This is a genomic window from Sulfitobacter sp. M39, from assembly GCF_021735935.1.
Lineage (GTDB): Bacteria > Pseudomonadota > Alphaproteobacteria > Rhodobacterales > Rhodobacteraceae > Sulfitobacter.
The window spans coordinates 3,018,852-3,044,980 of sequence record NZ_WMDZ01000001.1; the positions used below are offsets into that span (position 1 = coordinate 3,018,852).

Below are 26,129 nucleotides of genomic sequence, written 5' to 3' on the forward strand. Positions count from 1 at the left end.
TGTGTTCCAACGCGAGTGTTCAACCCTGCGCCAGCTTGACGATATTGCTTCACGCAGCCGCCTTGTCCTCGATCGTGGACAAGATGGAAGCGATGTTGCTTGCAGGTGCGCCAATGGCCCCGGCGATGTTGGAAGCAGGTGCGCCCAGCATACCCGCGATGGTGGAGATAAGCTCCTCCCGCGAAGGCATCTTGGACACGGCTTCAACACCGGCGACATCCAGTGCGTTCTCACCCATTGCGCCGCCGAGAATGACAAACTTTTGATTCTCTTTAGCGAATTCCTGAGCGACCTTGGCAGCTGCCACGGGGTCTTCGGAATAGGTCAGAACGGTCATACCCGTCAGGAGATCTGCAATGCTTTCGCATGGCTTTCCGTCTAGGGCAATTTTGGCGAGCCTGTTTTTGGCAACACGCACGGCCCCGCCCGCAGCGCGAGCGCGCGCACGGAGGTCCTGCATATCAGCAACTGTCAGGCCGACGTAGTGGCTTACCACAACGACGCCAGAGCTTTCGAAGATTTGGCCGAGCTCGTCGACCAACTGTTCTTTCTGGGCTCTATCCACAGTTTCACTCCAAATCTGGGGGTTACCCCCCGGCTCAATTAAGTCCGCTTACGCGAACAGTCTTGGTCCATTTTACGGGAATAAGCCAAAATAGCCCCACGCTTACGCGAACGGTAATTCTTGCATCTCCCATCTCAGAAAGGAATTAAGGCTTGCGCCACCCTTCGTCTCGGACAGAAGACTCACCATGCGATGCATAGTGAATCGAGGGCTTCTTAGGGAATGCAGCGCGGAATGCCAAGGGGAAACTCGACTTTCTTGCGCCGAGTTTAGGCTAATCTGTTTCAAACGCCATCAGACCGCGATTTTCCGGCCGGTTTCCGCATAAAAAATCCCCGCATTGGATGACCAATGCGGGGATCTGATAACGGGCGCAGGACTGCGCCTATCGCTGAACCTTACTCGGTTACGGCGTTGTCGACTTCTACAGTCACACCTGGGCCCATTGTGGAGCTCAGCGCGATCTTTTTCATGTAGGCACCCTTGGAGCCGGTAGGCTTGGCTTTGGACACGGCACCAACAAAGGCACGTACGTTTTCAACCAGCTTGGCTTCGTCAAAGGACAGTTTGCCGATGCCAGCATGCACAACGCCGCCTTTTTCAGCTTTGAACTGAACCTGACCGCCTTTAGCAGCTTCAACAGCTTCTTTGATGTCCATTGTAACTGTGCCAACTTTTGGGTTTGGCATCAGGTTACGTGGGCCGAGAACCTTACCAAGACGACCAACGATGGGCATCATGTCAGGTGTCGCGATGCAGCGATCAAAGTCGATCTTGCCGCCTTGGACGGCTTCCATCAGGTCTTCTGCGCCTACGATGTCGGCACCTGCTGCTTGTGCTTCGTCAGCCTTGGGGCCACGGGCGAATACAGCAACGCGAACGGATTTGCCGGTGCCGTTTGGCAGGCCGACAACACCGCGAACCATTTGGTCAGCGTGACGGGGGTCAACACCGAGGTTCATCGCGATTTCGATGGTTTCGTCAAATTTCGCGGTTGCGTTGGCTTTGATCAGTGCGACTGCTTCTTCAACGGTCAGATCTTCTTTGCCTACGAATGCTTCGCGTGCGGCGCGGGTGCGTTTTCCGAGTTTTGCCATCTTACTTAACCTCGATGCCCATGGAGCGGGCAGAGCCCAGAATGATTTTCATCGCGGATTCAACATCCACAGCGCTCAGGTCGGCCATTTTGGCTTCTGCGATTTCGCGCAGTTGCTTGGTGGTCACGGTGCCGACGGTCTCGCGGCTTGGTGTTTTCGCGCCGGAGTTAACCTTGGCAGCTTTCTTCAGGTAGTAGGACGCAGGAGGCGTCTTGATGTCCATGGTGAAGGACTTGTCCTGATAGTAGCTGATCACGGTTGGGCAAGGTGCACCTGGCTCCATGTCCGCTGTCTTGGCGTTGAACGCCTTACAGAATTCCATGATGTTGATCCCGCGCTGACCCAATGCGGGGCCGACGGGTGGGGATGGGTTCGCTTGACCCGCTTTAACTTGCAACTTCATCGTACCGACGAGTTTCTTGGCCATTGGCCTTCTCCTTTTAATGTCGGTGAACTTTCATTCACCCTATACAACCACATCGCGATGTGGCCGCTTGCTAGCGTGGTGCGGTTGGGCGGCGCGCCGCTGTCCCCTTCCACAAACGAACGGTGTTGCCACCGTATGGCGGGTCGCCCCGCCGATCGCTCAGACCTGTTTGTTGACCTGAGTGAATTCCAATTCGACCGGTGTTTCCCGGCCAAAGATCGACACAGACACCTTGAGGCGCTGGTTCTCGTCGTCGACCTCTTCGATCATGCCGTCGAAGTCTTCGAACGGGCCGTCCGCCACCTTGACCTTCTCACCCACTTCAAAGTGGATCAGGGTGCGCGGTGCTTCTTCGCCCTCTTGGACGCGGCCCAGGATCGCGGTGACTTCGGCGTCACGCATCGGCATCGGACGGCCCTGCGGCCCCAGAAAACCGGTGACGCGGTTGATCGAGTTGATCAGGTGATACCCGCGATCGGACATCTCCATATGGACCAGCACATAGCCGGGCATAAAGCGACGCTCTGTCGTGACTTTCTTGCCGCGCCGGACCTCGATCACCTCTTCGGTGGGGACCAGCACTTCGTCGATCTGGTCCTCAAGCTCTTGCTCGGCGACCGTGGTGCGGATTTGCTCGGCAATCTTCTTTTCGAAGTTCGACAAAACACTGACCGAATACCATCTTTTCGCCATCTGAACTTGGTCCCTGTCTTGTGATGCAGCAACGGCCACATCTAATTCTCGTAAAAACCAGCCTGTCGCAGCATGCCGGCGGTGAACAAAAAATCGGCGCGCAACACGAATCGCCGCACGCCCCTCTTGATCAGGTCTGCGGGATAGCCCGCAATCGCACATGTTTCAAGAGGGCCGCGGCGTTTTAAGGTGCCGCACCCCTGGATCAGCCGAAGGCGGCCAGGATGTACTGCAATCCGCCACGGATGAGGATATCGACAATCGCAAAAAACACCGCTGTCAGCGCGGCAAGGATGAACACCATAACCGTGGTGAGCATGACCTCGCGACGGGTGGGCCAGACGACCTTGGATACTTCGGAACGCACTTGCTGGATGAACTGAAGCGGGTTGACTGTGGCCATGTCGGTTTTCCTGTATACGAACGATTGTGGGGATGTATCTGTCAAAAGCGCTGAATTCAAGGCTTCAAATCAAGCTTGCCTACTGGCGAAGCTGATACACCAAAGTGTGCGTTCTCATATGTGTTGAGATTGGCAGGGGCTGAGGGACTCGAACCCACGACCCTCGGTTTTGGAGACCGATGCTCTACCAACTGAGCTAAACCCCTATGCCGAGTGGTGAGGTAGTCGATATTCGCTGGGGGATCAAGGGCAGATAGACGCATTACGCATGAATAATCACGCCCGCCCCCAGACAAAGAAAAAGGCCGCCCCGATTGGGAGCGGCCTTCGCGTTAATGCCGGTGCGCGGGATACCCCGCAGGTTGGCTTACTCGGTGATTTTGGAAACCACGCCCGCGCCAACGGTACGACCGCCTTCGCGGATCGCGAAGCGCAGACCGTCTTCCATCGCGATGGGGGCGATCAGCTCAACGTCGAACTGCAGGTTGTCGCCAGGCATAACCATTTCAGTGCCTTCTGGCAGCTGAACGGTACCGGTGACGTCTGTGGTCCGGAAGTAGAACTGTGGACGGTAGTTCGCGAAGAACGGCGTGTGACGGCCACCCTCTTCTTTGGTGAGGATATAGGCTTCGGCTGTGAACTTGGTGTGCGGCTTAACCGAACCTGGCTTACACAGAACCTGACCACGCTCAACGCCTTCACGGTCAACGCCGCGCAGCAGGGCGCCGATGTTGTCGCCTGCTTCCCCACGGTCCAGCAGTTTGCGGAACATTTCAACGCCGGTACAGGTGGTTTTCTTGGTGTCGCGGATGCCAACGATTTCGATTTCGTCGCCAACGTTGATCACGCCACGCTCAACACGGCCCGTCACAACTGTACCACGACCGGAGATCGAGAAGACGTCTTCCACTGGCATCAGGAACGGCTGGTCAACAGCGCGCTCTGGTGTCGGGATGTAGTTGTCGACTTCTTCCATCAGCTTGCGGATGGAGTTCTCGCCGATGTTCTCGTCACGGCCTTCCATCGCCGCCAGAGCGGAACCGGGGATCACAGGGATGTCGTCGCCTGGGTAGTCGTAGGAAGACAGCAGTTCGCGGATTTCCATTTCAACCAGTTCCAGCAGCTCTTCATCGTCCACCTGGTCTACTTTGTTCATGTAGACAACCATGGCGGGGATGCCGACCTGACGGCCCAGCAGGATGTGCTCGCGGGTTTGTGGCATGGGGCCATCAGCAGCGTTCACAACCAGGATCGCGCCGTCCATCTGCGCCGCACCGGTGATCATGTTTTTCACATAGTCAGCGTGGCCGGGGCAGTCGACGTGGGCGTAGTGACGGCCTTCGGTCTCATACTCAACGTGTGCGGTCGAGATGGTGATGCCGCGTGCTTTTTCTTCGGGCGCGCCGTCGATCTGGTCATAGGCGCGGAAGTCGCCGAAGTACTTGGTGATCGCCGCGGTCAACGTGGTTTTGCCGTGGTCAACGTGACCAATGGTACCGATGTTAACGTGTGGTTTATTACGTTCAAACTTTGCCTTAGCCATGGAGCAGCCCTTTATATTAATGAGGGCCTGAACCCAGACCCAAACCTATCTGGCGGGCGATGTATTGGGTCTGGCGCATAAAATCAAGCACCTGTTCGCCTCACACCGCCCCAGAATTCATGTAAATGCGCACTAGTTCGCTGTTACCGCCGGCGCAGAGGGGATTTCTGCGCGCTCGATGACCGCGTCCGCCGGGCGTTCGAACCAGCCTTCGGCCTTATTTTGCTTGACCAAATAGGTCTCGATCGACTTTGCCGCATTCTGGCTGAGGTTCTTAAGCTGTTCTTCAGCAGTCTTGGTGTAGCCAGACCCGACGATAGGCCCCTGATCAAGGGATTCGAAAACGGTGATCTGGTGCGGCTCGTCCGTAAGCTTCTTACCCGCGGCGTCGTCCCAAACGGTAAGGTTCAGGATCATGATCGACTTGGGCGCAAGCACAAGCGGAATACCCGGCGGGGCAAGAACGTAGCCTTCGACGCTGACGCCAAAGTGGTAATTGCGCGCGCCTTCATAGCGGTCAAAACGCTCGGCAATGGCGTCTTTGACAGCCGTCGTCAGCACCTCTTCGCTGACTTCGCGGCTGATCGGCAGTTTCTGTACCTTCGGCGCGACGACGATGTTGTGGTATAGATTAAAGTCACCCAAAGGCACCGCCGGCTTGTCGAGGTCGGATGCCCCGTTACACGCAGAAAGGACCACGATACTGATCAAAGCTGATAAAATTCGAACCATTTCATGCCTCCTCGGCGCATTTATGCCCTTTGCGATACCCTAAGGCGGAATAGGGTGCAACGTTTGCTAAAGTGGCACGCACGGGGTGGCGTGCTACCCTATATCCGTCTGATGAAGGATAATTGCCATGGATCGCCCCCTGCCCGCCCGCGTGGCCTTGGTTAACCAGCCCCTAGGCCTGTTTCGCAGCCTCGCGATGGCGCGACGCAATGTGCTTAGCATTATTCCTGAAATAGCTGTCAAACAGCCGATGGTCTCTGGCAAAATGGGCAAGCGCTGGCACATGGTTATGGACCCGACTGCCATCCGCGAGATGCTGTTGGATCGGGTCGACGACTACCCCAAATCCTTGGTGACAAAAAACCTTTTGCGCCCCGCGATCGGAGAATCCCTGTTTATTGCGGAAGGTGCGCATTGGCGCTGGCAGCGCCGCGCGGTGGCACCGGCCTTTTCGCACCGCAATATGCTGAACCTGTCGCCCATCATGACCGCAGCGGCGCAAAGATCCGCTGACCGGATCGCCGCCGCTGGCCCGCGGGCCATCAATATGCTGGACGAGATGGTCACAACGACATTCGACGTCATCTCGGATGTCACATTCTCGGGGGGCGACGGGTTTGACCGCGACGCCGTGCACCGCGCCATCGACGACTATATTGCAGAGGCTGGGAAGCTGAGCCTTTTCGATATTCTTGGCCTTCCAGACTGGCTTCCGCGCCCAGGACGGGCGATGTCGGGCCGTGCCTTGAAAGACATGAAACGCATTGCCGACGGCGCGATAGAGGCCCGAGCCGAACGGGAGCCCAGCGATACGCCGGACCTGCTGGATCTTCTGTTAGATGGCACCGACCCCAAGACCAAGCGTCAGATGAATACGGCCGAGCTACGGGACAATCTGTTAACCTTCATCGTGGCGGGGCATGAGACGACGGCCCTTACCCTGTCCTGGGCGCTCTATCTGATGGGCTTTGATCAGGCCGTGCAGCAAAAGGCCCGCGCCGAAGCACAAACCGTGTTGCAGGGGCGCGCGGCGACAGGTGCAGACGTCGAAAACCTACCATACATCCGCCAAATTATCGACGAAACCCTGCGCCTGTACCCGCCAGCGGGGGTGATTTCACGCACCGCGCAGAGAAACGACACCTTATGCGGCAGGGAAGTTCGGCCCGGCGATACTGTCATGGTGCCGATTTACGCGCTTGGCCGCCATCAGCAGCTCTGGGATCAGCCCGACGTTTTCGACCCCGACCGTTTCAAAGATCGCAAAGCGATCGACCGATACGCCTACCTGCCCTTTGGCGATGGCCCGCGTATCTGCATCGGCGCGTCCTTTGCGCAGCAAGAGGCGGTGATCATCCTCGCGACCTTGCTTTCGCGGTTTCGTTTCACACCTGTCGCCGGAAAAAGCCCTGAACCGGTTATGATCCTGACCCTACGCCCCGAAGGCGGAGTATGGTTAACCGCAACGCCTGCCTAGTCGCAAATCCGCCGCAGGTCGCCCCAGGCGTCCACGTCGACAATAGCTGAGTATTCAGACTGCGCGCGCGCCGCATTTTGCGCTGTGGCGATGCGGTCATCGAATGATGGATGGCTCAGGAAATGGGCCATCAACGGGTTCGCGTCGCCTTGGGTCTGGCGCATGCGCTCGAACATGGCCCCCATCGCTTTCGGAGACACGCCCGCAGCCGCCAGAAGCTTATGCCCGAACGCGTCTGCCTCTGTTTCAGCCTGCTGGGTATAGTTCGCGCTGATCAAACGCTCTGCCAGAAACAACACCACGGCACCGCCTGCGAAGTCACCGAACAAAAGCCCCAACACGCCAATCGATCCGGCGGACCGCAACGCATGGCGTGTCGGGTCACGACTGACAACATGACCAATTTCATGCGCCAGCACAGCGGCGACCTCATCCGGGGACTGGGCTTGCTGGATCAGCCCGTCGAACAGCACGACAATCCCGCCGGGCAGCGCAAAAGCGTTCACCATCGGGTGGTCCAGCACCAGAACATTCAAATCCTGCACCGCCCCCTCGCCCGCGTTAAGCGCGGTGATCATGCTGGTGAGCGCCGCTTCGCCCGCCGAGGCGTCGCAAATGGCGAGGGGCTGCATGCCGGTTTCGTCCAAGGCCCTGCGAATTTGACCCAATGTCGCCTTACCCAAGGCCGCCTCTCCCGCTGGTGGGATGAAATTCGCCAAGCGGTCCGCCAGAAATGGCACCAGCACTGTAATCTGAAGCACAACGGCCGCGACGGCTGCGATTGCCCAAGCGAACAAGCGGCCCCGCCCTCGGGCCGGCGCAGGACGCCGAGCGGCAGGAAGATGTCGTAGCAGCGTCTCATCCGCAACGATAAGCCGCGCCAGCGGATCGGTAACCGAGCGCAGGGTATAGTCTTTCCCACGCGACTGATCGGGCACCAACCGAATATTGCCAAGCCGCCAGAAGATAATATCTTCGCTATCCAGTCCAATCTGCAGATTATCGTTCGCAATATGCAGGCTGACATCTTCGGCGACCGGACAATCACCATCAAAATATGCCGCCCCCATGCCGTTAAACCCGACGCTCATATCGCCGCTCCCAGGTCCAACGCCTCTGCAAACCCTTCGGCTTCGGCGAAGTCATCCCGCCCCGACTGGCTGATGCTTTGCAAACCGTCATACCGCGGAAGCGCACAGGTTTTGGCCATGTGACGCATTAACGGAAAGGTGACGAATGTGTTGTAGCAAACGTTCCACATCAAAAAGACCGAGAGGTAAAAGCCCGCCAACACCACGATCGCCAAAGCCCGAGGAATCGGAAGCGTTTCAATGTCGATCCCCAAATCAAACCCCATAAAGGCGCTTGGTCCAATGACGACAAATGCCCCTAACACTAGCAAAATCACCCCCAGAACGAGGACGGAATATGCGATAAAGCTACCGAAAACGTAGATGAACGCGATACGCGGTGCGCTTAGCCTCGACGTTATGGCGATACCATTCGCTGTCTTGTGGTTTGCCATTATTCTTTTCGAAACAAAGCGATAGTGCACTGCACCGTAGACCATGCCTAGCAGGCTCACGGGGAAAAGGAGCAACCACCAAGCGCCTTGCATAGAAAATGCTGCGCCCTGCCCGTCAGCCAGCGTTTCGAGCATCTGCGAGGCGAAGCCCGACGTATCGAAAGTCTGGGACGCGGCAGATATGTACGCGTAGGCCACGCTACCAAGAAGTAGCAACGTGAACAAACAGAACGGAATCGCGGCACGATAGAGCATGCCCCAACGCCCCCCTTGATGCAGCTGTGCCGATCCGAAAAAGGTGCGGTCGGTCGTGTATTTTTCAAGGTAGAAGGTCATACGCGGCCAAAGCAGCCCTAGCGAGAAAACGGTGACCAGCCAATGCAGCATAGCGCGCCAGACATATCCCCACGCACCCTTATCAAGGCCAAATCGCACCCCGCGCCATCGCGTGCGCCCCAAGACATACCGTCGTGCACGATATCGGGCATAAAACCACAGGGGTACAACCCCGAACCCCGCTGCGAAGTACCCTAAGGTCGCGCTTGAGAACACCGAGAAGCTGACGAACATCAGAATCAGATTAACGATCCCGATGTAGAAGGTGAGGATCACAACGGCGATAAAGAATCCCAACAGCTTCTCAATCGGATCGCCGACGTATTCCATCGGATGCCCGCCCGGCCGAATTGCGGACCAATACCATCGCCGCAAACGGGTCTTCATCCAGAACCGATAGACCCCCAGCGTCATAATCGTGAGAAGGCCGGTTTTGAACGCCAACCAAAAGAGCGCGCCGCGCCCCCCGACGAATTGAACCGACATCGCAGGTGCCGAACCGCTGGGGTATGATAGCTCGGCGTCACTCACGTCGTTTGCGATTAACTAAAACGGTTATCACGCGGGAATCCACGCGGTGCCATGCGCCCCGCTGTCGCGCGTTTGCCAGTCCATTCGGTCAGGTCAGCTTCGGTGCGTGTCCGTCCCGCAGGATCCTGCCAGCTTAGCCCGTTTTCTCGGTTAAACGTGATCGCATCAGACATGCCTCCGTCTTTGTACTTTTGAAGGCGCACACCTTTGCCGCGTCCCATTTCGGGAAGTTCGTCCAAGCCAAACACCAAGACTTTGCGATTTTCGCCCACAACGGCAACGGCATTCGCATCGCCGGTTAACGGCGCGCAGATCATTGCTTTCGCGTCACCGCGCACGTTCAGGACCTGTTTACCGCTGCGTGTCTGCGCCAGAACATCGTCCTCTGGCACGATAAATCCATCCCCGGCTGAGGAAGCCACCAATAGCCTGCGCCCCGCCTTGTGGATCAAAATATCGACAATTTGAACTTCGTTGGGCAAATCCACCATCAACCGCAATGGCTCCCCCATGCCGCGCCCGCCGGGCAAGGTCGATGCAGACACCGTGTAAAAGCGCCCGTTCGACCCGAAGACCAGCAGCCTGTCTGTTGTCTCTGCATGGAAAATAAAGCGGGGGCCGTCACCATCCTTGAACTTCAGCTCGCGGTTCAAATCGATATGCCCCGTCATCGCACGAATCCAGCCCATCTGCGAACAGACAACTGTAATCGGTTCGCGGTCGATCATCGCCTCCAGAGGGACTTCCTCGATCACGCCGGCTTCGGAAAAGCTCGTTCTACGACGACCGATGTTCTTACCGTCCAGCGACCAGTCCTTGCCGAACTGCTTTTTCGTCTCGCGCAGCTGGTCGATGATCGTATCCCATTGGGTTCCTTCGTTTTCCAACAGATCTTCAAGACCCGATCGCTCCTCCATCAAGGCGGATTGCTCGCGCAGCAACTCGATTTCTTCCAGGCGGCGCAACGACCGCAGCCGCATATTCAAAATCGCGTCCGCTTGAACTTCGGATAGGGAGTTTTCTGCGGAGGGCGCTGGCGGTACATAGTTCGCCTCGTCCATTGCGCGCACGTGATCCTTGCCCCAATCCTCGGCCATCAAAGCTGATTTCGGGTCCTCGTCATAGCGAATGATATCAATCACACGATCGAGGTTAAGAAACGCGACGATAAAACCTTCCAAGACCTCTAGGCGGTGGTCGATTTTCTCCATCCGGTGGGTCGAGCGCCGCTGAAGCACCTCGCGCCGGTGATCAAGAAACGCGCGCAGCACTTCCTTCATCGAGCATACTTTTGGTGTCACCCCGTCGATCAAGACGTTCATGTTCAACGAGAACCGCACCTCAAGATCAGAGCTGCGATACAGCATCCCCATCAGGACCTCGGGATCAACGTTCTTGGAACGCGGCTCGATAATCAGGCGAATATCGTCGGCCGATTCGTCGCGTACATCGCCCAGAATTGGAATCTTCTTGGTCTGGATAAGCTCTGCGATCTTTTCGATCAGCTTGGATTTCTGCACCTGATAGGGAATTTCAGTGATGACAATTTGCCAAGCACCGCGCCCCAGATCCTCGGTTTCCCACCGACAGCGCAAACGGAAACCGCCCTTACCCGTACGATAGGCATTCGCAATGTTTTCAGGCGGTTCAACGATAATACCGCCGGTCGGAAAATCGGGACCGGGAACGTATTTGAGCAAGGTATCATCGCGGGCATCGGGCGTTTTGATCAGGTGAATACAGGCGTCCACCAGTTCCGAGATGTTGTGCGGCGGGATGTTGGTGGCCATGCCGACAGCGATACCCGACGACCCGTTTGCCAGAAGGTTGGGGAACTGCGCCGGCAGAACGGCAGGCTCGGTCAGTGTACCGTCGTAATTCTCTCTAAAATCGACAGCATTTTCGTTGAGGCCTTCAAGCATGGCCTCGGCCACGGCGGTCATGCGCGCTTCGGTATATCGGCTTGCAGCGGGGTTATCCCCGTCGATGTTGCCAAAGTTACCCTGCCCGTCAACCAACGGATAACGCACGTTAAAATCTTGCGCGAGACGCGCCATCGCATCGTAAATCGCAGCGTCGCCGTGCGGGTGATAGTTCCCCATCACGTCGCCAGAAATTTTCGCAGACTTCCGGAATCCCCCGGTGCTATTAAGCCTCAGTTCACGCATCGCGAATAGAATCCGTCGGTGAACGGGCTTTAACCCGTCGCGCGCATCTGGCAGCGCGCGGTGCATAATTGTAGACAGCGCATAGGTCAGATACCGGTCGCCCAAGGCACGGCGCAAAGGCTCTGACGAATTGCGAGAATCTGGATCGGCGGGGGTGGTTACATCTGACATCTTCATTGTTTAGCCAAGGCCGCGAGACGCGGCAAGCGACTGTTTGGCGCGCAATGCCCCAGCACGGCGTGCGGTGTCTCTGTCATGCAACTTTGCAAACATATTGGAACGATTAGGCAGCATTTTATGTTATACTTGATAATACAGCCTTGGGGAGACCTGCTGCGGGTCTAGGCTGTCTGCTATTTCGAGGAATGTGTGATGAAGCGGTTTATTTTGTTGACCTTCGGGTTTCTTGGTTGGGCATTCTACGAGATGAGCGGCGGGGCCGATTTCCAACCCGCGAGCGCTCAGATGGCTGCGAATGCAGACCAAATGCCCGCGCAAGAGAATGAAATCACTGCCAAAACCCCAAGCAACGACACTGTCAAGACTGCAGAGGTCATCCCGGCGGTCGCGACGGCTCCGGTTGATACGACCCCGCCAGGTTTTGAAAGTACCGCGCAAGCTGATGATGCCGAGCGCGTTTCTGTCACCCTTACCACCGCATTGAATGGCGCGGACACCGGTGCCGCGACAGACGTATCGTATGTGCCTGTTGCCCAGAATATCGCGGTGAACGGGGCGGACACTCCCGCAATTATTCCCAGTCTGATTGTTCCGAACGACAGCGGTGCCGCGATTGTAGACGCCAGTGCTGAAACCAACCTGAGCAGCGAAGCGGACATTCGGTCTGTATCCGGTAACCGTGTGAATGTTCGTGGTGGGCCCGGCACCGAATTTCAGGTCGTGACCAAGCTAGGGCGCGGCGATTCGGTCGAGATCATCCAAGATAACGGCGATGGATGGGTGAAGATGCGCCCCGTGGACGGCGGGCCAGAAGGCTGGATGGCCGATTTTCTGTTGTCGAACGGGTAAACTATTCAACAACTGTTCATGCAAAAACGTTCAATTTTAATTACCGGCTGCTCCTCTGGGATCGGCTACGCCGCTGCGCATGCCTTGCGCGAACGCGGCTGGAAGGTTTATGCCTCGTGCCGCCAAACACACGATTGCGAAAAGCTAGCCGCCGAAGGATTCGATGCGCCCCACCTCGACTATACCGATGCCACCAGCATCGCCGCTGCGGTAGATCATGTACTTGAGCAAACCGGTGGCACGCTAGATGCCCTGTATAATAACGGTGCCCATGCGACACCCGGTGCCGTCGAAGACCTTCCCACAGATGCGCTGCGCGAGATATTCGAAAGCAATTTTTTCGGCTGGCACGAGCTTACGCGCAAGATCATCCCTGTGATGCGGGCACAGGGTCACGGGCGCATTATCCAATGTTCGTCCGTCCTGGGTCTTGTCACAATGCCGTGGCGTGGCGCTTACAATTCTACGAAATTCGCGCTGGAAGGCTTAACGGACACGCTGCGCATTGAACTGCGCGACACCCCCATCCACGTGACCCTGATCGAGCCCGGGCCCATTACATCCAACATCCGCGCGAACTCTATCCCGCACTTCGAGCGCTGGATCGATTGGAAAAGCTCTGCACGAAAGGCACAATACGAAAGCGCGTTGTTAGACAGGCTATACACTGCGCGAGGCCCCGACAGGTTCGAGCTTCCACCTCAAGCAGTCGTTGACAAGCTTATCCATGCGCTGGAGGCCGACCGCCCACGGCCGCGGTATTATGTCACGACGCCGACGCGTATCTCGGGCATTTTAAAGCGTATTTTACCCACACGCGCCCTGGACTGGGTACTCTCTCGTTAAATTCGGGTTGCGCTACGGCATGACCCCGCTACATCTTTCAGCAACACAAAGGATGCTTATGTTTGCTGATCCGTTATATATCCTGACCGTCGTTGCCGTGATTGCGGTGGTTATCGTATTGATTTTTGGGCTTGGGGGCTTCGCGGGTGGCGGAGAATTCAATAAGCGCAATTCAAATAAACTTATGCGTATGCGCATCATTGCACAGTTCATCGCGGTCGTTCTCATCGTCATATATGTGTACCTGCGAAAGGACGCCGGCTGATGGTTGTTCTTAATAAAATCTACACCCGCACCGGCGACAAAGGCGAAACCGCGTTGGGGAACGGGGACCGAGTGGCCAAACACGACCTGCGGGTCGAGGCATATGGCACGTCTGACGAATTAAATTGTTTTGTTGGTGTCGCGCGGCTTGAGGCGAAAGGCGAAACCGACGCCGCGCTGTCGCGCATCCAGAACGACCTGTTCGACCTGGGCGCTGATCTGTGCCGCCCCGATATGGAAGCGGATGCAGACGCCGAATACCCGCCTCTCCGCCTCGCGGCTGAACAAGTCGACAGACTTGAGCGCGAGATCGACGTGATGAACGCAGAACTGTCGCCGCTGCGAAGCTTTATTCTGCCAGGCGGCACCGCACTTGCCGCGCATTTGCACGTGTGCCGAACAGTTGCCCGCCGCGCCGAACGGCTCGCGGTGCACTTGGCAGACAGAGATTCTATTAATCCCGCCACCGTCAAATATCTGAACCGGCTAAGCGATTGGTTTTTCGTCGCGGCTAGGGCTTCAAATAACGGCGGTAAGGACGATGTATTATGGGTGCCCGGGGCAAATCGTTAAGGCCGTCAGTCAGAAACGCCGCGTCGAAAGACAATAAATTACTATTTTTGACTGTTTTGCATTCGATTGCTTCGTTACACCGACGAAGAGTTCACATGATCGGGGCCGAACCGGCCCCGATCGTCAACTGAGGAGAGAGAACGCTCATGAAGGTACTGGTACCTGTAAAGCGCGTGATCGACTACAACGTGAAAGTACGCGTCAAAGCGGACGGCACGGGTGTTGATCTTGCCAACGTAAAGATGTCGATGAACCCGTTTGACGAGATTTCCGTCGAACAAGCGATCCGCATGAAAGAGGCCGGCCAGGTCGAAGAAGTTGTGGTCGTCTCTATCGGCGTAAAGCAGGCGCAGGAAACACTGCGCACAGCGCTGGCAATGGGCGCGGACCGCGCGATTCTGATCGTGGCAGCCGACGATGTGCACAACGATATCGAGCCTTTGACCGTTGCCAAAATCCTGAAAGGCGTCGTCGATGAAGAGAAGCCCGACCTTATTCTTTGCGGCAAGCAGGCGATCGACAACGACATGAACGCCACTGGCCAAATGCTGTCTGCTCTGCTGGGTTGGTCGCAAGCGACCTTCGCCTCCAAAGTCGACATCGATGGCGACAGCGCTGTTGTTACACGTGAAGTAGACGGCGGTTTGCAGACTATTAAGGTTTCCATGCCTACAGTCGTGACTGTGGATCTGCGCCTGAACGAACCACGCTATGCGTCGCTGCCCAACATCATGAAGGCTAAGAAAAAGCCTTTGGATGAAAAGACACCTGCCGATTATGGCGTCGAGGTTTCCAACCGTTTGGAAATCATCAAGACGGCTGAGCCAGCGGAACGAGCTGCAGGCATCAAGGTCGATTCGGTCGATGAACTGGTTGCAAAACTTAAAGAAGCGGGGGCTGTGTAATGGCTGTTCTACTCCTTGCAGAAGTGACTGATGGCGAACTGGCACTCGACGCGACATCCAAGGCCGTTGCTGCGGCCAAGATGCTGGGCGATGTCACTGTTCTATGCGCTGGTGGTTCCGCCGCTGCAGCGGGCGAAGCGGCAGCGAAAATCAACGGTGTTTCCAAAGTTCTGGTTGCCGAGGATGAGACCCTTGGCCACCGCCTCGCGGAATCTACGGCGGCATTGATCGTGTCGCTCGCCGGTGATTACGACCACATCACCGCGCCAGCGACCACAGACGCTAAAAACGTGATGCCACGTGTTGCTGCGTTGCTTGACGTCATGTTGCTGTCCGATGTGTCCGGTGTTGTCGACGCCGACACGTTCGAACGTCCCATCTATGCGGGCAACGCGATCCAGACGGTCAAATCTTCGGATGCGAAAAAGGTCATCACCTTCCGCACCACGACGTTTGACGCCGCGGGCGACGGTGGCTCCGCCTCTGTAGAAACGGTATCCGCTGCGGCCGATCCCGGCCTTTCTTCCTGGGTTGAAGACCACGTTGCAGAAAGCGACCGCCCCGAGCTGACATCGGCTGGCGTGGTTGTTTCCGGCGGCCGTGGCGTTGGCTCCGAAGAAGACTTCGCCTTGATCGAAAAGCTGGCTGACAAGCTGGGTGCCGCTGTTGGCGCTTCGCGCGCTGCCGTTGATTCGGGCTATGCTCCGAACGACTGGCAAGTTGGTCAGACCGGTAAGGTTGTCGCGCCCGAGCTTTATGTGGCGGTTGGTATCTCCGGTGCGATCCAGCACTTGGCCGGTATGAAAGACAGCAAGATCATCGTCGCCATTAACAAAGACGAAGAAGCGCCGATCTTCCAGGTTGCGGACTATGGTCTAGTTGCAGATCTGTTCGAAGCCGTTCCCGAACTGATCGAAAAACTGTAAGCCTTTTAGGTTTTAATGGATAAGGCCCGCAGTCACCTGCGGGCCTTTTTCTATTTCAGGCGTTCAATCGCCTGCGCAACCGCCGTCGCAATCTCTTGATGCGCCCGAACGCCGGGGAGCTGTAGCGCCCGCTCCTTCTCTATTGCAGGGAATACCATCCCCGCCGTCGCCTCGGACACGGCCGCGTGTGACAGTGTCACATATACGACCCCAGCCGCCAGACGGCTTACCTGAGCAACCATAGCTTTGGTCACGAACAAAGGCCCCGCACTAGCCTGCGCCCTCATTTCACGAATCGGCTCCTCGGGGCCAAGGTGAAGCAGCACGCATGGCCCCGTCATCCGGCCAAGCAGCAGGGTCATCCGTGCGATCCAAGCCTGCTGAAGCTCATGCACCACCATTGCAAACCGAGTGGGCGAGACTTGCTTGAGCGCTTCCAATAGGTGGCGCGTGAAATGAAACTCCGCAAAATCGACCTCGGGGTAGATGGAGCAAAGCAGTTTCGACGGTGCGATAAATCTGTCGTTTCGGCGAGGGTGTACGGAATAGTAACGATTCGACATGTTGTGTGCCCCCAACACCTGCACCACGGACACATGCGCCCCGGCGGCAATTTTCATGACTTCGGCATCATGTAGAAACACATCCAGACCCGCATTTTGACACCCGAAATTGATGCAAGGCATCCTGCTAGACTGTTCAACCACCGCAGGGAACGGAGTTTCGACATAGCGGCCAAACGTCTGGGTGCCGCCGACGAAAACCACATAGGGCACGGAAGTTCCCCGAAGAGGTCCGCGAAAAAGTAGTTTCGACGTGCCATAGCGGCACAACGCGTAGTCCAACCGCCGCCTGCCATAATCCGTAGCGCCCATACCGCTCACCCTGTTCTACCGCTTTACGGACGCAGAATCGCCCTAAGTATTTTCAATTTCCTTAATGTTCGGATTTGAGAAAAGCTGTCGTGAATTCCGACCCTTGCGGCTGCTACCCCGCCCGCTTTATGCTGCGGCGAAACAAAAGGGGACAGCGCATGGATATCCAGACAATCGGCATCGTTGGCGCAGGCCAAATGGGCAACGGCATCGCCCATGTGATGGCTTTGGCGGGCTACGACGTGCTGTTGAACGATGTAAGCGCTGAGGCACTGCAAAAAGCGGTTGATACCATTACTGGCAACCTCGACCGTCAGGTCGGCCGCGGTAAGGTGACAGAAGCGGACCGGGACGCGACGCTTAAAAGAATCGTGACAACCCAAACACTTGCAGAGTTGGGGCAAAGCGATCTGGTGATCGAGGCGGCGACGGAACGTGAAACCGTCAAACAAGCGATTTTCGAGGATCTGATACCCCACCTCAAGCCGAGTACGATCCTGACGTCAAACACTTCGTCGATTTCAATCACCAGACTGGCCAGCCGAACTGACCGCCCCGAGAAGTTTATGGGGTTTCACTTCATGAACCCAGTGCCCGTGATGCAACTGGTGGAGCTGATCCGCGGGATTGCGACGGATAAGGAAACCTTCGAAGCCTGCCGCGGCGTCGTTGATAAACTGGGCAAAACTGCGGCCTCTGCCGAAGACTTCCCGGCATTTATCGTAAATCGTATCCTGATGCCGATGATCAACGAGGCTGTCTATACACTCTATGAAGGTGTGGGCTCTGTCGAATCTATCGATAGTTCACTCAAGCTGGGGGCCAACCACCCGATGGGTCCGCTGGAGCTTGCAGATTTCATCGGTCTAGACACCTGCCTGGCGATTATGAACGTGTTGCATGACGGGCTGGCCGATACGAAATATCGTCCCTGCCCGCTGCTGACAAAATATGTCGAAGCGGGATGGCTGGGGCGTAAATCTCAGCGGGGTTTCTATGACTATCGCGGCGATGTGCCTGTTCCCACGCGATAAATCTGCGGCAAGAAGCGGGGGCCAGCCCCCGCGCCCCCGGGATTTATCCCATTTGGAAGATAGCGTTAATCTTTAAGCGCTAGTGTATGCGCCCGTAGCCACGCCATGAAACCGCGCGGATCGTCCGCATGGGCGGCCATCTGCTCTGGCGAAAGCGGTGCGCCCACAATCGGGCCCTGCGGCTTGTCGCATGCGTGCACAATCTCGTGAAGCAGAAGCCCCTGCCGCAGGATGGGCGAGATTTTATTCGCAATTTGATAGGCTCTGCTATTTTGGCCAGGGAAGCGCATCGGCACCACTTGAGCGCCCGAACGCCGGATCATTTTCGCGGTGAAAACGTTCCATTCCGCCTCGATAGCAGGGCCGAACATTGTATCCGAAGCCGCGACGACACCAGAGGGGAACAGCGCGACAACACCGCCATCCTTCAGATGCGCCATCGCTTTGCTGCGCATTTCGACACCCTTGCGCTGCGCATCAGGGTCATGGGGAAACGGCACGGGGATCATATAGCTGCCCGCAACCTCGTCGATTGAAGTCAGCAGCGAGCGTGTGAGGATACGATAATCAGGGCGTACCCGTCCGATCAGATCGGCGAAAATCATGCCATCGACCATCCCGTGCGGGTGGTTTGCCACAACGACCACCGGACCCGTTTTCGGAATGCGATCCAGCTGTTCTTGAGGGGTCGTCAGGTCGATCCCCATGGTATCGAGTGCCGCACGCCAGAAGCCCTGCCCTGTAGGCGCACCCTGTCTCTCGAACTGTCGGATAAGGCGCAGAACCTTGAGCTTTCCGGTGAAAAGCTCAATAGCGCTGATGATCCCGGACTTTACCGGGTGGTCGAAAGTCGACGCATATGAAAGGCTGCTTCTGTCGTATTTGGTAAAGGTCACGGGCTCGCCAGTGCCCTCATTCAGCAGGGGTGCGGGTCCAGTTTGCGCATTCTCCGTCATATCGTTAACCATTCACCCTCTGTAGTGATCGCCGACGGCAATAGACGCACGGCAATCAGTGGCCTTCGCCAAACTTGTCAGCAACCAATGCAGTCAACGCTTCCGCTAAAGCATCCTGGTCAGGACCGGATGTTTGCACATCAATCATACAGCCTTTGGATGCAGCAAGCATGAGCAGGCCCATAATGCTGTCACCCGATGCCGACATACCGTCCTTGCTAACTTCGGCGCGCGCATCGAATGCCTCGACGACCTCCACCAGTTTGGCAGAGGCGCGGGCGTGCAGACCTTTTTCGTTTACAATTTTCAATGAGACTTGGGTCATAAGTTTAAGGCCTTGCTATTCCGCACTGACATTTTGGCTATCAATGTACTTTCTGCCAGCCGCCAGCGCGGCGCGCACGGCTTCTGGTACATCCAAGTCTCGAGACTTGGCGAGTTTGATCAACATGGGCAGGTTCGCGCCATATAGAATACGGCGGTTTTCAGGGCGGCATGCGAGAAGACTAAGGTTTGACGGGGAGCCCCCGAAAAGATCGGTTACGACAACGACGCCGTTCCCAGTATCCACATCGTCAGCTGCCGCACAGATTTCCTGCTGCTTTTCAGTCCGGTCGTGATCCGCGTGAATGGCAATTGCACGCACACCGTTTTGCGATCCAACAACATGTTCGATCGCAGCCAAATATTCTTTGGCCAACCCGCCGTGTGCGACAATCACAATACCAATCAACGCTGTGTCTCTTCCCGTCTGTTTCGGTCCAACTCGCGATGCCTGACCGACACTTGCCAACCTGCATTCGATAAGTTGGACGCCAGATGTTCCGCCAAAGTTACGGAACGGTGTTGCCCCCCTGTGCACCCAAAGGCAAGAGAGATATGCGATTTCCCTTCCGTCTTGCATGCAGGGAGGATCAATTTACACAAATCTTGCACCTGCGTGGCGTAGTCTCGAAACAGGAGGTCAGCCCTCACATAATCAGCGACGGGCTGCTGCGTCCCGTTCATACTCCGCAGCGAGGGTTCCCAATAAGGGTTCCGCAGAAACCGACAATCAAACACCATATCGGCGCTGCGGGGCAGCCCGCGTTTATACGAGAAAGACTGGACAGATATACTCAGATGGTGCACACCGTCGAGGGCAAACCAGCGTTCCACCTCGGCACGCAGCTGATGCACGTTAAGCTCAGACGTGTCGATCAAAACATCGGCCAAGGCCAATACAGGTTCCAACAATTCTTTCTCACGGCCAATGCCGTCAACCGGTGCCGCCGTCGGTGCCATCGGGTGGCGCCTTCGGGTTTCGGAAAAGCGGCGCAGCAATACACTCGTGTCGCAATCAAGGTAGAGCAGTTCGATGTCGACATCAGGGCGTGACCTCATCTCCGACATCAATTCGATCACTCGATCTGTAGAGAAGTCCCGGTTACGTAAGTCGACACCAAGCGCCATAGGGCGCAACTGTCCAGGTGCTTCGAGCAACGCGCGCAGCATCCGCATAGGGATGTTATCAATCGCTTCAAAGCCTGCATCTTCCAGTACGTTCAGCGCAGATGACCGCCCTGCCCCTGCCGGACCTGTTACCAGTACAATGCGCCGGTTGGGTGTAATCTCGTCAGTCATCTGGTGTGTATTTCATCATCTTTACCATCAAGTAAACAGAGGCCGCGAAATGAGGACCATTGGCGCGCTTCAGACAGCGCGCCCGTATGCCCATCACCTCACGATGGGTAATCTCCGGCAGTCGGTCGGGCTCTTCTTGGTCTAAGTCTACAATCAGATAAATCGGTACGAGCGCGCAGTGTTTCAAGGTCAGCAACCCCACCCCGCGCGCTTCAATCAAGCCTTCGATCGCTTTGGGCGGGCTCGCTAGAAGTTGGTCGCCTTGGATAATCAGATCTGTGCGATCGTCCGATACAAGGTCAGCCCCTATCGCGATCATCTGCAATGCCAGTGTCGACTTCCCACGCCCAGAAGCGCCAAGTATCATCACGCCACGCCCTTCGACCGCGATGGTGGTGGCGTGAAGATTGCTAGCCGGCATGCCCAGAGATCAGGTAGGCAAACCGACCACAAAGCGTGCGCCAAGTGGCTCGGATGTCATATCGGCATCGGTGGGCCGGATGTTCTCGGCCCAGATCACACCGCCATGCGCCTCAACAATCTGCTTGGAGATCGCAAGGCCTAGCCCCGAGTTATTACCAAAGTGTTGTTCGGGACGCTCAGAATAGAAACGTTTGAAAATTTTAGAGAGGGCTTGTTCGGGGATGCCCGGGCCTGTGTCCTCGACCACCACAAGAACCCTATTTTCCCTCTGCCTTGCCCAGACACGAATCGCGTCGCCATCCTCGCAGAAGGATACAGCGTTGCTGATCAGATTAACAAAAACCTGTGCCAGCCGGGCTTCTAGGCCATGCACGATGATTGGTTGTTCAGGAAGATCCGTGATGAAATCGATGCCGCGCTTACGGGCATCTTCACCCAAATATTGCCCTAGGTTACTGATCATCATCAGCAGATCAAACGGCTCTTCTTCCTCCTTGACCAATTCGCTATCCAAACGGGACGCATTGGAGATGTCGCTGACCAAACGGTCCAGGCGGCGCACATCGTGATCAATTACATCAAGAAGCTTCTCGCGTTGATCTTCGCGTTTGATCAAGCGCAGCGTTCCGACTGCAGAGCGTAAGGAGGCGAGAGGGTTCTTAATTTCATGCGCGACGTCGGCTGCAAATTGTTCGTTTCCGTCAATTCTGTTATACAGCGCAGATACCATACCGCGTAGTGCGCCAGACAAGCGGCCGATTTCATCGGGGCGTGCTGTAAGATCAGGAATACGGATACGCCCCGGGTTCATCTTGCGCGCATCTTTGTCCCGCCCGAGTTCAGCCGCGGCAGCCAGATCAGATAGCGGGTTCGCAATGGTAGAAGCCAAAACAAGACTAAGCCCGATGGACACCAGCGTGGCGATCACGAACATCTGCAGGACGCGTTCCCGCTCCGCGCGGACCAGCTTGTCAATTTCACCGGCTGCCGACGTGACCGCGACAACCCCAAGAGGTAATCCGTTCTGCACGATCGGGGTCGCTACGGAAAACAATGTACCGCCCTCAGCGATCAAATCGTTGCGCACTTGTGTGCCTGCGGCCAACGCACCGGTCACTAAGGGCTGCAATTGATCTTCTAACGGAGCAGCTTCTGCTACGACGTCGCCCGCAAATGGGCTGGACAACAAACCCCAAAGCCAGGTTAGCCCATCTGAAATAAACGCCCTTTCCCCAGCCGCCCCATCATCGGCCGTGCGATCAATGCGCCCCGCGGTCTGTGCGACTAAATCTTGCGCCGTATCGAAGATAAAAACCTCAACCCCGCTTCGAAGATCAAGCCTACCCAAGCTTGCATCAACATTCACCGCTCCGGCTAGATCGACGGCATCTACGGTCGCCAATTGGGCCTCAAATACGTCGGCAATCAATTCAGCTTCCGAAACGAGCGATGCCCCTCGCTGCACCACAAGACTATCGCGCGAAGAGTTAAGATAAAGGATACCAGCAGCCAAAACATTCAACGCAATTAGGTTAAATGTAATGATTTTTCGCGTCAGCGGCGACGCGCGCAGCGAGAAAAGGCCCCGCCGTGCGCGTTTGCTGCGCAATTCATCTGTCGCGGCTTTGTCCGGAGCAACCCAGTCGTCGCCCAGCACGACATCACCGTCCCCACCAGGCGTGGTCATGTCTCGCACAAAATTCCTTTCGACAATGGCCATGGCTCAGGTCACTCTTCGTTGTATCTGTAGCCGATGCCATACAGTGTTTCGATCGCGGAAAACTCGTCATCCGCAGATCGCATCTTTTTACGCAAGCGTTTGATATGACTGTCAATTGTGCGGTCGTCTACATAGACTTGATCATCATACGCGACATCCATCAGTTGATCGCGCGATTTCACAAAACCAGGGCGCTGCGCGAGCGCTTGCAGCAACAAAAACTCCGTCACCGTCAGAGAGACCTCTTTTCCCTTCCAGCTTACAGCGTGGCGCAAAGGGTCCATCCGCAGGTCGCCGCGCTCTATGACTTTTGTTTCTTCAGTTTCTCCGACCTCGTTGGTCTCGACCGCTTCTTGGCGGCGCAGAAGCGCACGTATCCGCTCTACTAATAGGCGCTGGCTAAACGGCTTCTTAACGTAGTCGTCCGCCCCCATGCGCAGGCCAAGCACTTCATCAATTTCGTCATCTTTCGACGTCAGGAAAATTACAGGCATCGCCGTTTTCTGGCGCAAACGTTGCAGCAGATCCATCCCATCCATGCGTGGCATTTTAATATCAAGGACCGCCATATCCGGCAGCTTTTTGTTGAACGCATCCAACGCCGCTTGACCATCGTTATAGGTTTCAACCTCGAAACCCTCAGCTTCCAACGTCATCGAAACCGACGTCAGGATATTCCGGTCGTCATCCACCAATGCAATTTTTGACATTGCCTGTTCCCTTTATATTCTGCTCAACTGCCATATGTTTTTTCTTCTATTGATCCTCAATTTACGCGGCCGAATCAATCGGAAACTGCGAATCGCTCCATAACTCGGCCACAATCACGCCACAATTTGCTAAGAAATGGCTAAATTGCCGCACATACAAACCTGGACCTTACGTTACTCGACAACCGTTTACGTCGAATTAATAAGAGTTTCCGCAAACAATTGGATGATGGCGCTAACTGCGACTAACCCACCTGTTCATACTGTAAATCAACGTGCTAAGAGGCATCCACGGCCCGCAGGGTCGAGCCATTTGTGCAAGAATTGGCACCACTTCTCGGTGCAGCTACAGGAGACATCACATGACGTTAGGCCGCGTAAATCCGCAATTCCGCCTCGAAGATCAGGGCATTAGCGGGCTTGGTGATGTCTATTACAACATGATCGAACCCGCGCTGGTCGAGGCCGCGCTGAAAAGAGAAGAAGGCACGCTTGGCAAAGGCGGCGCATTTCTTGTCACGACGGGCAAATTCACCGGACGCTCCCCCAAAGATAAACACGTGGTAAAGACTGATAGTGTTGCCGATAAAATTTGGTGGGAAAACAACGCCGAAATGTCTCCTGAAGGCTTCGAGGCGCTCCATAAAGATATGCTCGAGCACATGCAGGGGCGCGACTATTTTGTTCAGGATCTTGTGGGCGGGGCAGACCCCAAACACGCGATAAACGTGCGTATGGTGACCGAGCTAGCTTGGCACGGCCTCTTCATTCGTCACATGCTGCGCCGGCCTGAACGCGACTCCTTGGATGACTTCATCGCAGATTTCACCGTGATCAACTGCCCCAGCTTCTCGGCAACCCCAGAGAAACACGACTGCCGGTCGGAAACAGTTATCGCGATGAACTTTGACAAGAAGCTGATCTTGATCGGAGGCACGGAATATGCGGGCGAGAACAAAAAATCCGTCTTCACCTTGTTGAACTACTTGTTGCCTGAGAAAGGCATCATGCCGATGCACTGCTCCGCCAATCACGCGAACGGCAACCCAGTGGATACCGCCGTTTTCTTCGGCCTGTCGGGCACCGGAAAAACAACACTTTCTGCAGATCCCGGCCGGACCTTGATCGGTGATGACGAGCATGGATGGTCCGACAACGGCACCTTTAACTTCGAAGGCGGCTGCTATGCGAAGACGATCAACCTAAGCAGCGAAGCCGAACCCGAAATCTATGCGACCACCGAAAAATTCGGCACCGTTATCGAGAACATGATCTTTGACCAAGAAACCAAAGAGCTGGATTTCGACGACGACAGTCTGACAGCAAATATGCGCTGCGCCTACCCGCTGCACTATATCTCAAACGCTTCGGCCAAAGCGACCGGTGGGCATCCGAAGAACATCATTATGCTGACGTGCGACGCGTTCGGCGTGCTCCCTCCGATTGCAAGGTTGACACCGGCGCAGGCTATGTACCACTTCCTGTCAGGCTTTACGTCGAAAGTTGCCGGCACAGAGCGTGGCGTAACCGAACCAGAGCCCACATTCTCCACCTGTTTCGGCGCGCCCTTTATGCCCCGTCGTCCAGAAGTTTATGGAAACCTTCTACGCGAAAAGATCGCCGACCATGGCGCGACATGTTGGCTTGTGAATACTGGCTGGACTGGCGGTGCATATGGCACAGGTAGCCGGATGCCAATCAAGGCGACACGGGCATTGCTAACGGCCGCGCTTGAAGGCTCGCTCGCGGGGGTTGAATACCGCAAAGATCCAAACTTCGGCTTTGACGTACCTGTTTCTGTGACCGGTGTCGCTGACATTCTACTTGATCCGCGTCGGACCTGGGACAATCCCGAATCCTACGATCGCCAAGCCAATAAACTTGTCACGATGTTCGCCGAGAACTTTGAGCAATACCTCCCCTACATTGATGAGGATGTAAAATCCGCTGCGATTGGATAAGCCTATCAGAGCCGCGCAAAAGCGCGGCTCTTTTCTTTCGTGCTAAGCTGCCTTCGAAGACCTGTCTGACAGCGGCATATCAAGTATGAAGCGTAGGTCGTCGCGCCCCATGTAGGCCATAAATCCCTCGACTGGGGTGTCATTGCCCTGAATGAACCACCGCAACGTGCCAGGTTCCGTATGCATATACCCATGACGCGCAGGAAAACCCTTATAGACCACTGAGTTTGTCATAAATGCGATAACGTGATCCGGGTCCCAATGCTGCATTGCCTGCCAAAAGGCATATCGCCCCAGCACGGACGAGAGACCTGCATTTCTGAACTCCCGTGGCGTCGTTCCCACCCAGAATTCACCATGATAACAAACATCCCCGGTGATACGATGAGCTCCCGGCCCCGCACGATAGCGCGAGCGTAGAAAGTCAATGTCGACACCGGGTGGCGGGAATTCCACGAACGAACGCCGTAGGTACTCTGACAGTTTTACACCTTTCAAATCCAGCATCCGCATTGCCTGCGTATGCATAACGTCCCCGTTGATGTTTCGCCCAACGATCCAGAAGGCGTTGGTTTCGTTCAGGTCGTGCGCCGCTGGGTCGAACGGCAGGCCAAGCAAATGATCTGGGCGCGCGTCTGATAATATCGTCTTATAAACCTCAAAATCATAACCGACCGTTAATGTGATGCCGGCTTCATGCAAAAGCGCGGCGCTACTGGCGATGAACCTTTCTCCGTCGTGAAAACTCAACAAGGTCATAATGAACTCTCCTTTGATGCAAGCTGAT

28 protein-coding genes and 1 tRNA gene are annotated in these 26,129 nt (G+C 56.0%); 9 read left to right on the forward strand and 20 right to left on the reverse strand.

Features of this window, described 5'->3' with window-relative positions:
• Positions 1-49: 49 nt before the first annotated feature.
• From rplJ to GLP43_RS14710, 8 genes are all read right to left on the reverse strand, one after another.
• Positions 50-565 carry a 50S ribosomal protein L10 gene (gene rplJ / locus GLP43_RS14675; protein ID WP_237279861.1) on the reverse strand — a complete coding sequence of 172 codons (516 nt, stop codon included), beginning with the start codon at positions 563-565 and terminating at the stop codon, positions 50-52.
• A 398-nt stretch (positions 566-963) separates the two neighbouring features.
• Complete coding sequence (gene rplA / locus GLP43_RS14680; RefSeq protein ID WP_005849875.1) at positions 964-1,662, reverse strand: 50S ribosomal protein L1; 699 nt, start codon at positions 1,660-1,662, stop codon at positions 964-966.
• 1 nt (position 1,663) lies between these two features.
• Positions 1,664-2,089, reverse strand: a complete 426-nt coding sequence (rplK, locus tag GLP43_RS14685) for a 50S ribosomal protein L11 (RefSeq protein ID WP_005849876.1) — start codon at positions 2,087-2,089, stop codon at positions 1,664-1,666.
• 159 nt (positions 2,090-2,248) lie between these two features.
• Positions 2,249-2,782 carry a transcription termination/antitermination protein NusG gene (gene nusG / locus GLP43_RS14690; protein WP_005849878.1) on the reverse strand — a complete coding sequence of 178 codons (534 nt, stop codon included), beginning with the start codon at positions 2,780-2,782 and terminating at the stop codon, positions 2,249-2,251.
• A 205-nt stretch (positions 2,783-2,987) separates the two neighbouring features.
• Positions 2,988-3,185, reverse strand: coding sequence for a preprotein translocase subunit SecE (secE, locus tag GLP43_RS14695; RefSeq protein WP_005849880.1), 198 nt, complete (start codon positions 3,183-3,185; stop codon positions 2,988-2,990).
• Positions 3,186-3,315: 130 nt separating this feature from the next.
• Positions 3,316-3,391 (reverse strand) — tRNA-Trp (locus tag GLP43_RS14700).
• Between the two features lie 161 nt (positions 3,392-3,552).
• Positions 3,553-4,728: an elongation factor Tu gene (gene tuf / locus GLP43_RS14705; protein WP_237279862.1), complete on the reverse strand. Its 1,176-nt coding sequence runs from the start codon at positions 4,726-4,728 to the stop codon at positions 3,553-3,555.
• 132 nt (positions 4,729-4,860) lie between these two features.
• Positions 4,861-5,460 carry a hypothetical protein gene (locus tag GLP43_RS14710; RefSeq protein ID WP_235208576.1) on the reverse strand — a complete coding sequence of 200 codons (600 nt, stop codon included), beginning with the start codon at positions 5,458-5,460 and terminating at the stop codon, positions 4,861-4,863.
• Between the two features lie 127 nt (positions 5,461-5,587).
• Here GLP43_RS14710 and GLP43_RS14715 point away from each other — a divergent pair, with 127 nt between their 5' ends.
• On the forward strand, positions 5,588-6,937 hold the full coding sequence (locus tag GLP43_RS14715; RefSeq protein ID WP_237279863.1) for a cytochrome P450: 1,350 nt from the start codon (positions 5,588-5,590) through the stop codon (positions 6,935-6,937).
• On the opposite strand, the gene GLP43_RS14720 is transcribed toward GLP43_RS14715, so the two are convergent.
• From GLP43_RS14720 to parC, 3 genes are read right to left on the reverse strand one after another with little or no spacing between them, the layout of a single operon-like run.
• Entirely contained in the window at positions 6,934-8,028 is a 1,095-nt protein-coding gene (locus GLP43_RS14720; RefSeq protein WP_237279864.1) for a M48 family metallopeptidase, read from the reverse strand. The genes GLP43_RS14715 and GLP43_RS14720 overlap by 4 nt on opposite strands.
• Entirely contained in the window at positions 8,025-9,284 is a 1,260-nt protein-coding gene (locus tag GLP43_RS14725) for a DUF898 domain-containing protein (RefSeq protein WP_237279865.1), read from the reverse strand. The genes GLP43_RS14720 and GLP43_RS14725 overlap by 4 nt, the downstream gene beginning before the upstream one ends.
• 56 nt (positions 9,285-9,340) lie before the next feature.
• Entirely contained in the window at positions 9,341-11,668 is a 2,328-nt protein-coding gene (gene parC / locus GLP43_RS14730; protein ID WP_237279866.1) for a DNA topoisomerase IV subunit A, read from the reverse strand.
• A gap of 201 nt (positions 11,669-11,869) precedes the next feature.
• Between parC and GLP43_RS14735 the strand changes: the two genes are divergently transcribed.
• The 6 genes from GLP43_RS14735 (at position 11,870) to GLP43_RS14760 (ending at position 16,040) form a co-directional block, all read left to right on the forward strand.
• Positions 11,870-12,526: an SH3 domain-containing protein gene (locus GLP43_RS14735; RefSeq protein WP_237279867.1), complete on the forward strand. Its 657-nt coding sequence runs from the start codon at positions 11,870-11,872 to the stop codon at positions 12,524-12,526.
• An 18-nt stretch (positions 12,527-12,544) separates the two neighbouring features.
• A complete protein-coding gene (locus tag GLP43_RS14740) occupies positions 12,545-13,372 on the forward strand; it encodes an SDR family oxidoreductase (RefSeq protein ID WP_237279868.1) in 828 nt (275 codons plus the stop codon).
• Positions 13,373-13,430: 58 nt separating this feature from the next.
• Positions 13,431-13,637, forward strand: a complete 207-nt coding sequence (locus GLP43_RS14745) for a twin transmembrane helix small protein (RefSeq protein ID WP_037953908.1) — start codon at positions 13,431-13,433, stop codon at positions 13,635-13,637.
• Positions 13,637-14,209, forward strand: a complete 573-nt coding sequence (locus tag GLP43_RS14750; protein WP_237279869.1) for a cob(I)yrinic acid a,c-diamide adenosyltransferase — start codon at positions 13,637-13,639, stop codon at positions 14,207-14,209. The genes GLP43_RS14745 and GLP43_RS14750 overlap by 1 nt, the downstream gene beginning before the upstream one ends.
• A gap of 146 nt (positions 14,210-14,355) precedes the next feature.
• A complete protein-coding gene (locus GLP43_RS14755; protein WP_237279870.1) occupies positions 14,356-15,114 on the forward strand; it encodes an electron transfer flavoprotein subunit beta/FixA family protein in 759 nt (252 codons plus the stop codon).
• Positions 15,114-16,040, forward strand: a complete 927-nt coding sequence (locus GLP43_RS14760) for an electron transfer flavoprotein subunit alpha/FixB family protein (protein ID WP_005849902.1) — start codon at positions 15,114-15,116, stop codon at positions 16,038-16,040. Before GLP43_RS14755 ends, GLP43_RS14760 begins: the two co-directional genes overlap by 1 nt.
• A gap of 50 nt (positions 16,041-16,090) precedes the next feature.
• On the opposite strand, the gene GLP43_RS14765 is transcribed toward GLP43_RS14760, so the two are convergent.
• Positions 16,091-16,915, reverse strand: coding sequence for a DUF6473 family protein (locus GLP43_RS14765; protein WP_237279871.1), 825 nt, complete (start codon positions 16,913-16,915; stop codon positions 16,091-16,093).
• Between the two features lie 158 nt (positions 16,916-17,073).
• Between GLP43_RS14765 and GLP43_RS14770 the strand changes: the two genes are divergently transcribed.
• Positions 17,074-17,949 carry a 3-hydroxybutyryl-CoA dehydrogenase gene (locus GLP43_RS14770; RefSeq protein ID WP_237279872.1) on the forward strand — a complete coding sequence of 292 codons (876 nt, stop codon included), beginning with the start codon at positions 17,074-17,076 and terminating at the stop codon, positions 17,947-17,949.
• Between the two features lie 65 nt (positions 17,950-18,014).
• Here GLP43_RS14770 and GLP43_RS14775 read toward each other — a convergent pair whose 3' ends face one another.
• Genes GLP43_RS14775 through GLP43_RS14805 form a run of 7 tightly spaced genes read right to left on the reverse strand, consistent with a single transcriptional unit; the run spans position 18,015 to position 23,381 of the window.
• Positions 18,015-18,905, reverse strand: coding sequence for a lysophospholipid acyltransferase family protein (locus GLP43_RS14775; RefSeq protein ID WP_237279980.1), 891 nt, complete (start codon positions 18,903-18,905; stop codon positions 18,015-18,017).
• A gap of 55 nt (positions 18,906-18,960) precedes the next feature.
• On the reverse strand, positions 18,961-19,230 hold the full coding sequence (locus GLP43_RS14780; protein ID WP_237279873.1) for an HPr family phosphocarrier protein: 270 nt from the start codon (positions 19,228-19,230) through the stop codon (positions 18,961-18,963).
• A 15-nt stretch (positions 19,231-19,245) separates the two neighbouring features.
• Entirely contained in the window at positions 19,246-19,638 is a 393-nt protein-coding gene (locus GLP43_RS14785; RefSeq protein WP_237279874.1) for a PTS sugar transporter subunit IIA, read from the reverse strand.
• The gene (gene rapZ, locus GLP43_RS14790; protein ID WP_237279875.1) at positions 19,635-20,528 is read right to left on the reverse strand and encodes an RNase adapter RapZ; all 894 of its coding nucleotides are present in this window, start codon (positions 20,526-20,528) and stop codon (positions 19,635-19,637) included. Before rapZ ends, GLP43_RS14785 begins: the two co-directional genes overlap by 4 nt.
• A complete protein-coding gene (locus tag GLP43_RS14795) occupies positions 20,521-20,949 on the reverse strand; it encodes an HPr kinase/phosphorylase (protein WP_237279876.1) in 429 nt (142 codons plus the stop codon). The genes rapZ and GLP43_RS14795 overlap by 8 nt, the downstream gene beginning before the upstream one ends.
• A gap of 9 nt (positions 20,950-20,958) precedes the next feature.
• Positions 20,959-22,671, reverse strand: coding sequence for a sensor histidine kinase (locus GLP43_RS14800; protein ID WP_237279877.1), 1,713 nt, complete (start codon positions 22,669-22,671; stop codon positions 20,959-20,961).
• Positions 22,672-22,679: 8 nt separating this feature from the next.
• Positions 22,680-23,381 (reverse strand): response regulator transcription factor, encoded by a 702-nt coding sequence (locus tag GLP43_RS14805; RefSeq protein ID WP_237279878.1) that lies wholly within the window; start codon positions 23,379-23,381, stop codon positions 22,680-22,682.
• Between the two features lie 362 nt (positions 23,382-23,743).
• Here GLP43_RS14805 and GLP43_RS14810 point away from each other — a divergent pair, with 362 nt between their 5' ends.
• On the forward strand, positions 23,744-25,342 hold the full coding sequence (locus GLP43_RS14810; RefSeq protein WP_237279879.1) for a phosphoenolpyruvate carboxykinase: 1,599 nt from the start codon (positions 23,744-23,746) through the stop codon (positions 25,340-25,342).
• 42 nt (positions 25,343-25,384) lie between these two features.
• Here GLP43_RS14810 and GLP43_RS14815 read toward each other — a convergent pair whose 3' ends face one another.
• Positions 25,385-26,101 carry a hypothetical protein gene (locus GLP43_RS14815; protein WP_237279880.1) on the reverse strand — a complete coding sequence of 239 codons (717 nt, stop codon included), beginning with the start codon at positions 26,099-26,101 and terminating at the stop codon, positions 25,385-25,387.
• Between the last annotated feature and the right edge of the window lie 28 nt (positions 26,102-26,129).

What these genes read in the sequence shown, in the direction of transcription:
- secE (WP_005849880.1), bottom strand. Translation starts at nt 3,185, where the DNA reads ATGGCCACAGTCAACCCGCTTCAGTTCATCCAGCAAGTGCGTTCCGAA.
- GLP43_RS14775 (WP_237279980.1), bottom strand. Translation starts at nt 18,905, where the DNA reads ATGACGGAGAATGCGCAAACTGGACCCGCACCCCTGCTGAATGAGGGC.
- parC (WP_237279866.1), bottom strand. Translation starts at nt 11,668, where the DNA reads ATGTCAGATGTAACCACCCCCGCCGATCCAGATTCTCGCAATTCGTCA.
- tuf (WP_237279862.1), bottom strand. Translation starts at nt 4,728, where the DNA reads ATGGCTAAGGCAAAGTTTGAACGTAATAAACCACACGTTAACATCGGT.
- rapZ (WP_237279875.1), bottom strand. Translation starts at nt 20,528, where the DNA reads ATGACTGACGAGATTACACCCAACCGGCGCATTGTACTGGTAACAGGT.
- GLP43_RS14765 (WP_237279871.1), bottom strand. Translation starts at nt 16,915, where the DNA reads ATGGGCGCTACGGATTATGGCAGGCGGCGGTTGGACTACGCGTTGTGC.
- GLP43_RS14740 (WP_237279868.1), top strand. Translation starts at nt 12,545, where the DNA reads ATGCAAAAACGTTCAATTTTAATTACCGGCTGCTCCTCTGGGATCGGC.
- GLP43_RS14780 (WP_237279873.1), bottom strand. Translation starts at nt 19,230, where the DNA reads ATGACCCAAGTCTCATTGAAAATTGTAAACGAAAAAGGTCTGCACGCC.
- GLP43_RS14805 (WP_237279878.1), bottom strand. Translation starts at nt 23,381, where the DNA reads ATGTCAAAAATTGCATTGGTGGATGACGACCGGAATATCCTGACGTCG.
- GLP43_RS14710 (WP_235208576.1), bottom strand. Translation starts at nt 5,460, where the DNA reads ATGGTTCGAATTTTATCAGCTTTGATCAGTATCGTGGTCCTTTCTGCG.
- GLP43_RS14810 (WP_237279879.1), top strand. Translation starts at nt 23,744, where the DNA reads ATGACGTTAGGCCGCGTAAATCCGCAATTCCGCCTCGAAGATCAGGGC.
- GLP43_RS14715 (WP_237279863.1), top strand. Translation starts at nt 5,588, where the DNA reads ATGGATCGCCCCCTGCCCGCCCGCGTGGCCTTGGTTAACCAGCCCCTA.
- GLP43_RS14735 (WP_237279867.1), top strand. Translation starts at nt 11,870, where the DNA reads ATGAAGCGGTTTATTTTGTTGACCTTCGGGTTTCTTGGTTGGGCATTC.
- GLP43_RS14760 (WP_005849902.1), top strand. Translation starts at nt 15,114, where the DNA reads ATGGCTGTTCTACTCCTTGCAGAAGTGACTGATGGCGAACTGGCACTC.
- GLP43_RS14795 (WP_237279876.1), bottom strand. Translation starts at nt 20,949, where the DNA reads ATGCCGGCTAGCAATCTTCACGCCACCACCATCGCGGTCGAAGGGCGT.
- GLP43_RS14745 (WP_037953908.1), top strand. Translation starts at nt 13,431, where the DNA reads ATGTTTGCTGATCCGTTATATATCCTGACCGTCGTTGCCGTGATTGCG.
- GLP43_RS14750 (WP_237279869.1), top strand. Translation starts at nt 13,637, where the DNA reads ATGGTTGTTCTTAATAAAATCTACACCCGCACCGGCGACAAAGGCGAA.
- GLP43_RS14725 (WP_237279865.1), bottom strand. Translation starts at nt 9,284, where the DNA reads ATGTCGGTTCAATTCGTCGGGGGGCGCGGCGCGCTCTTTTGGTTGGCG.
- GLP43_RS14720 (WP_237279864.1), bottom strand. Translation starts at nt 8,028, where the DNA reads ATGAGCGTCGGGTTTAACGGCATGGGGGCGGCATATTTTGATGGTGAT.
- rplA (WP_005849875.1), bottom strand. Translation starts at nt 1,662, where the DNA reads ATGGCAAAACTCGGAAAACGCACCCGCGCCGCACGCGAAGCATTCGTA.
- GLP43_RS14815 (WP_237279880.1), bottom strand. Translation starts at nt 26,101, where the DNA reads ATGACCTTGTTGAGTTTTCACGACGGAGAAAGGTTCATCGCCAGTAGC.
- GLP43_RS14770 (WP_237279872.1), top strand. Translation starts at nt 17,074, where the DNA reads ATGGATATCCAGACAATCGGCATCGTTGGCGCAGGCCAAATGGGCAAC.
- GLP43_RS14755 (WP_237279870.1), top strand. Translation starts at nt 14,356, where the DNA reads ATGAAGGTACTGGTACCTGTAAAGCGCGTGATCGACTACAACGTGAAA.
- nusG (WP_005849878.1), bottom strand. Translation starts at nt 2,782, where the DNA reads ATGGCGAAAAGATGGTATTCGGTCAGTGTTTTGTCGAACTTCGAAAAG.
- rplK (WP_005849876.1), bottom strand. Translation starts at nt 2,089, where the DNA reads ATGGCCAAGAAACTCGTCGGTACGATGAAGTTGCAAGTTAAAGCGGGT.
- GLP43_RS14800 (WP_237279877.1), bottom strand. Translation starts at nt 22,671, where the DNA reads ATGGCCATTGTCGAAAGGAATTTTGTGCGAGACATGACCACGCCTGGT.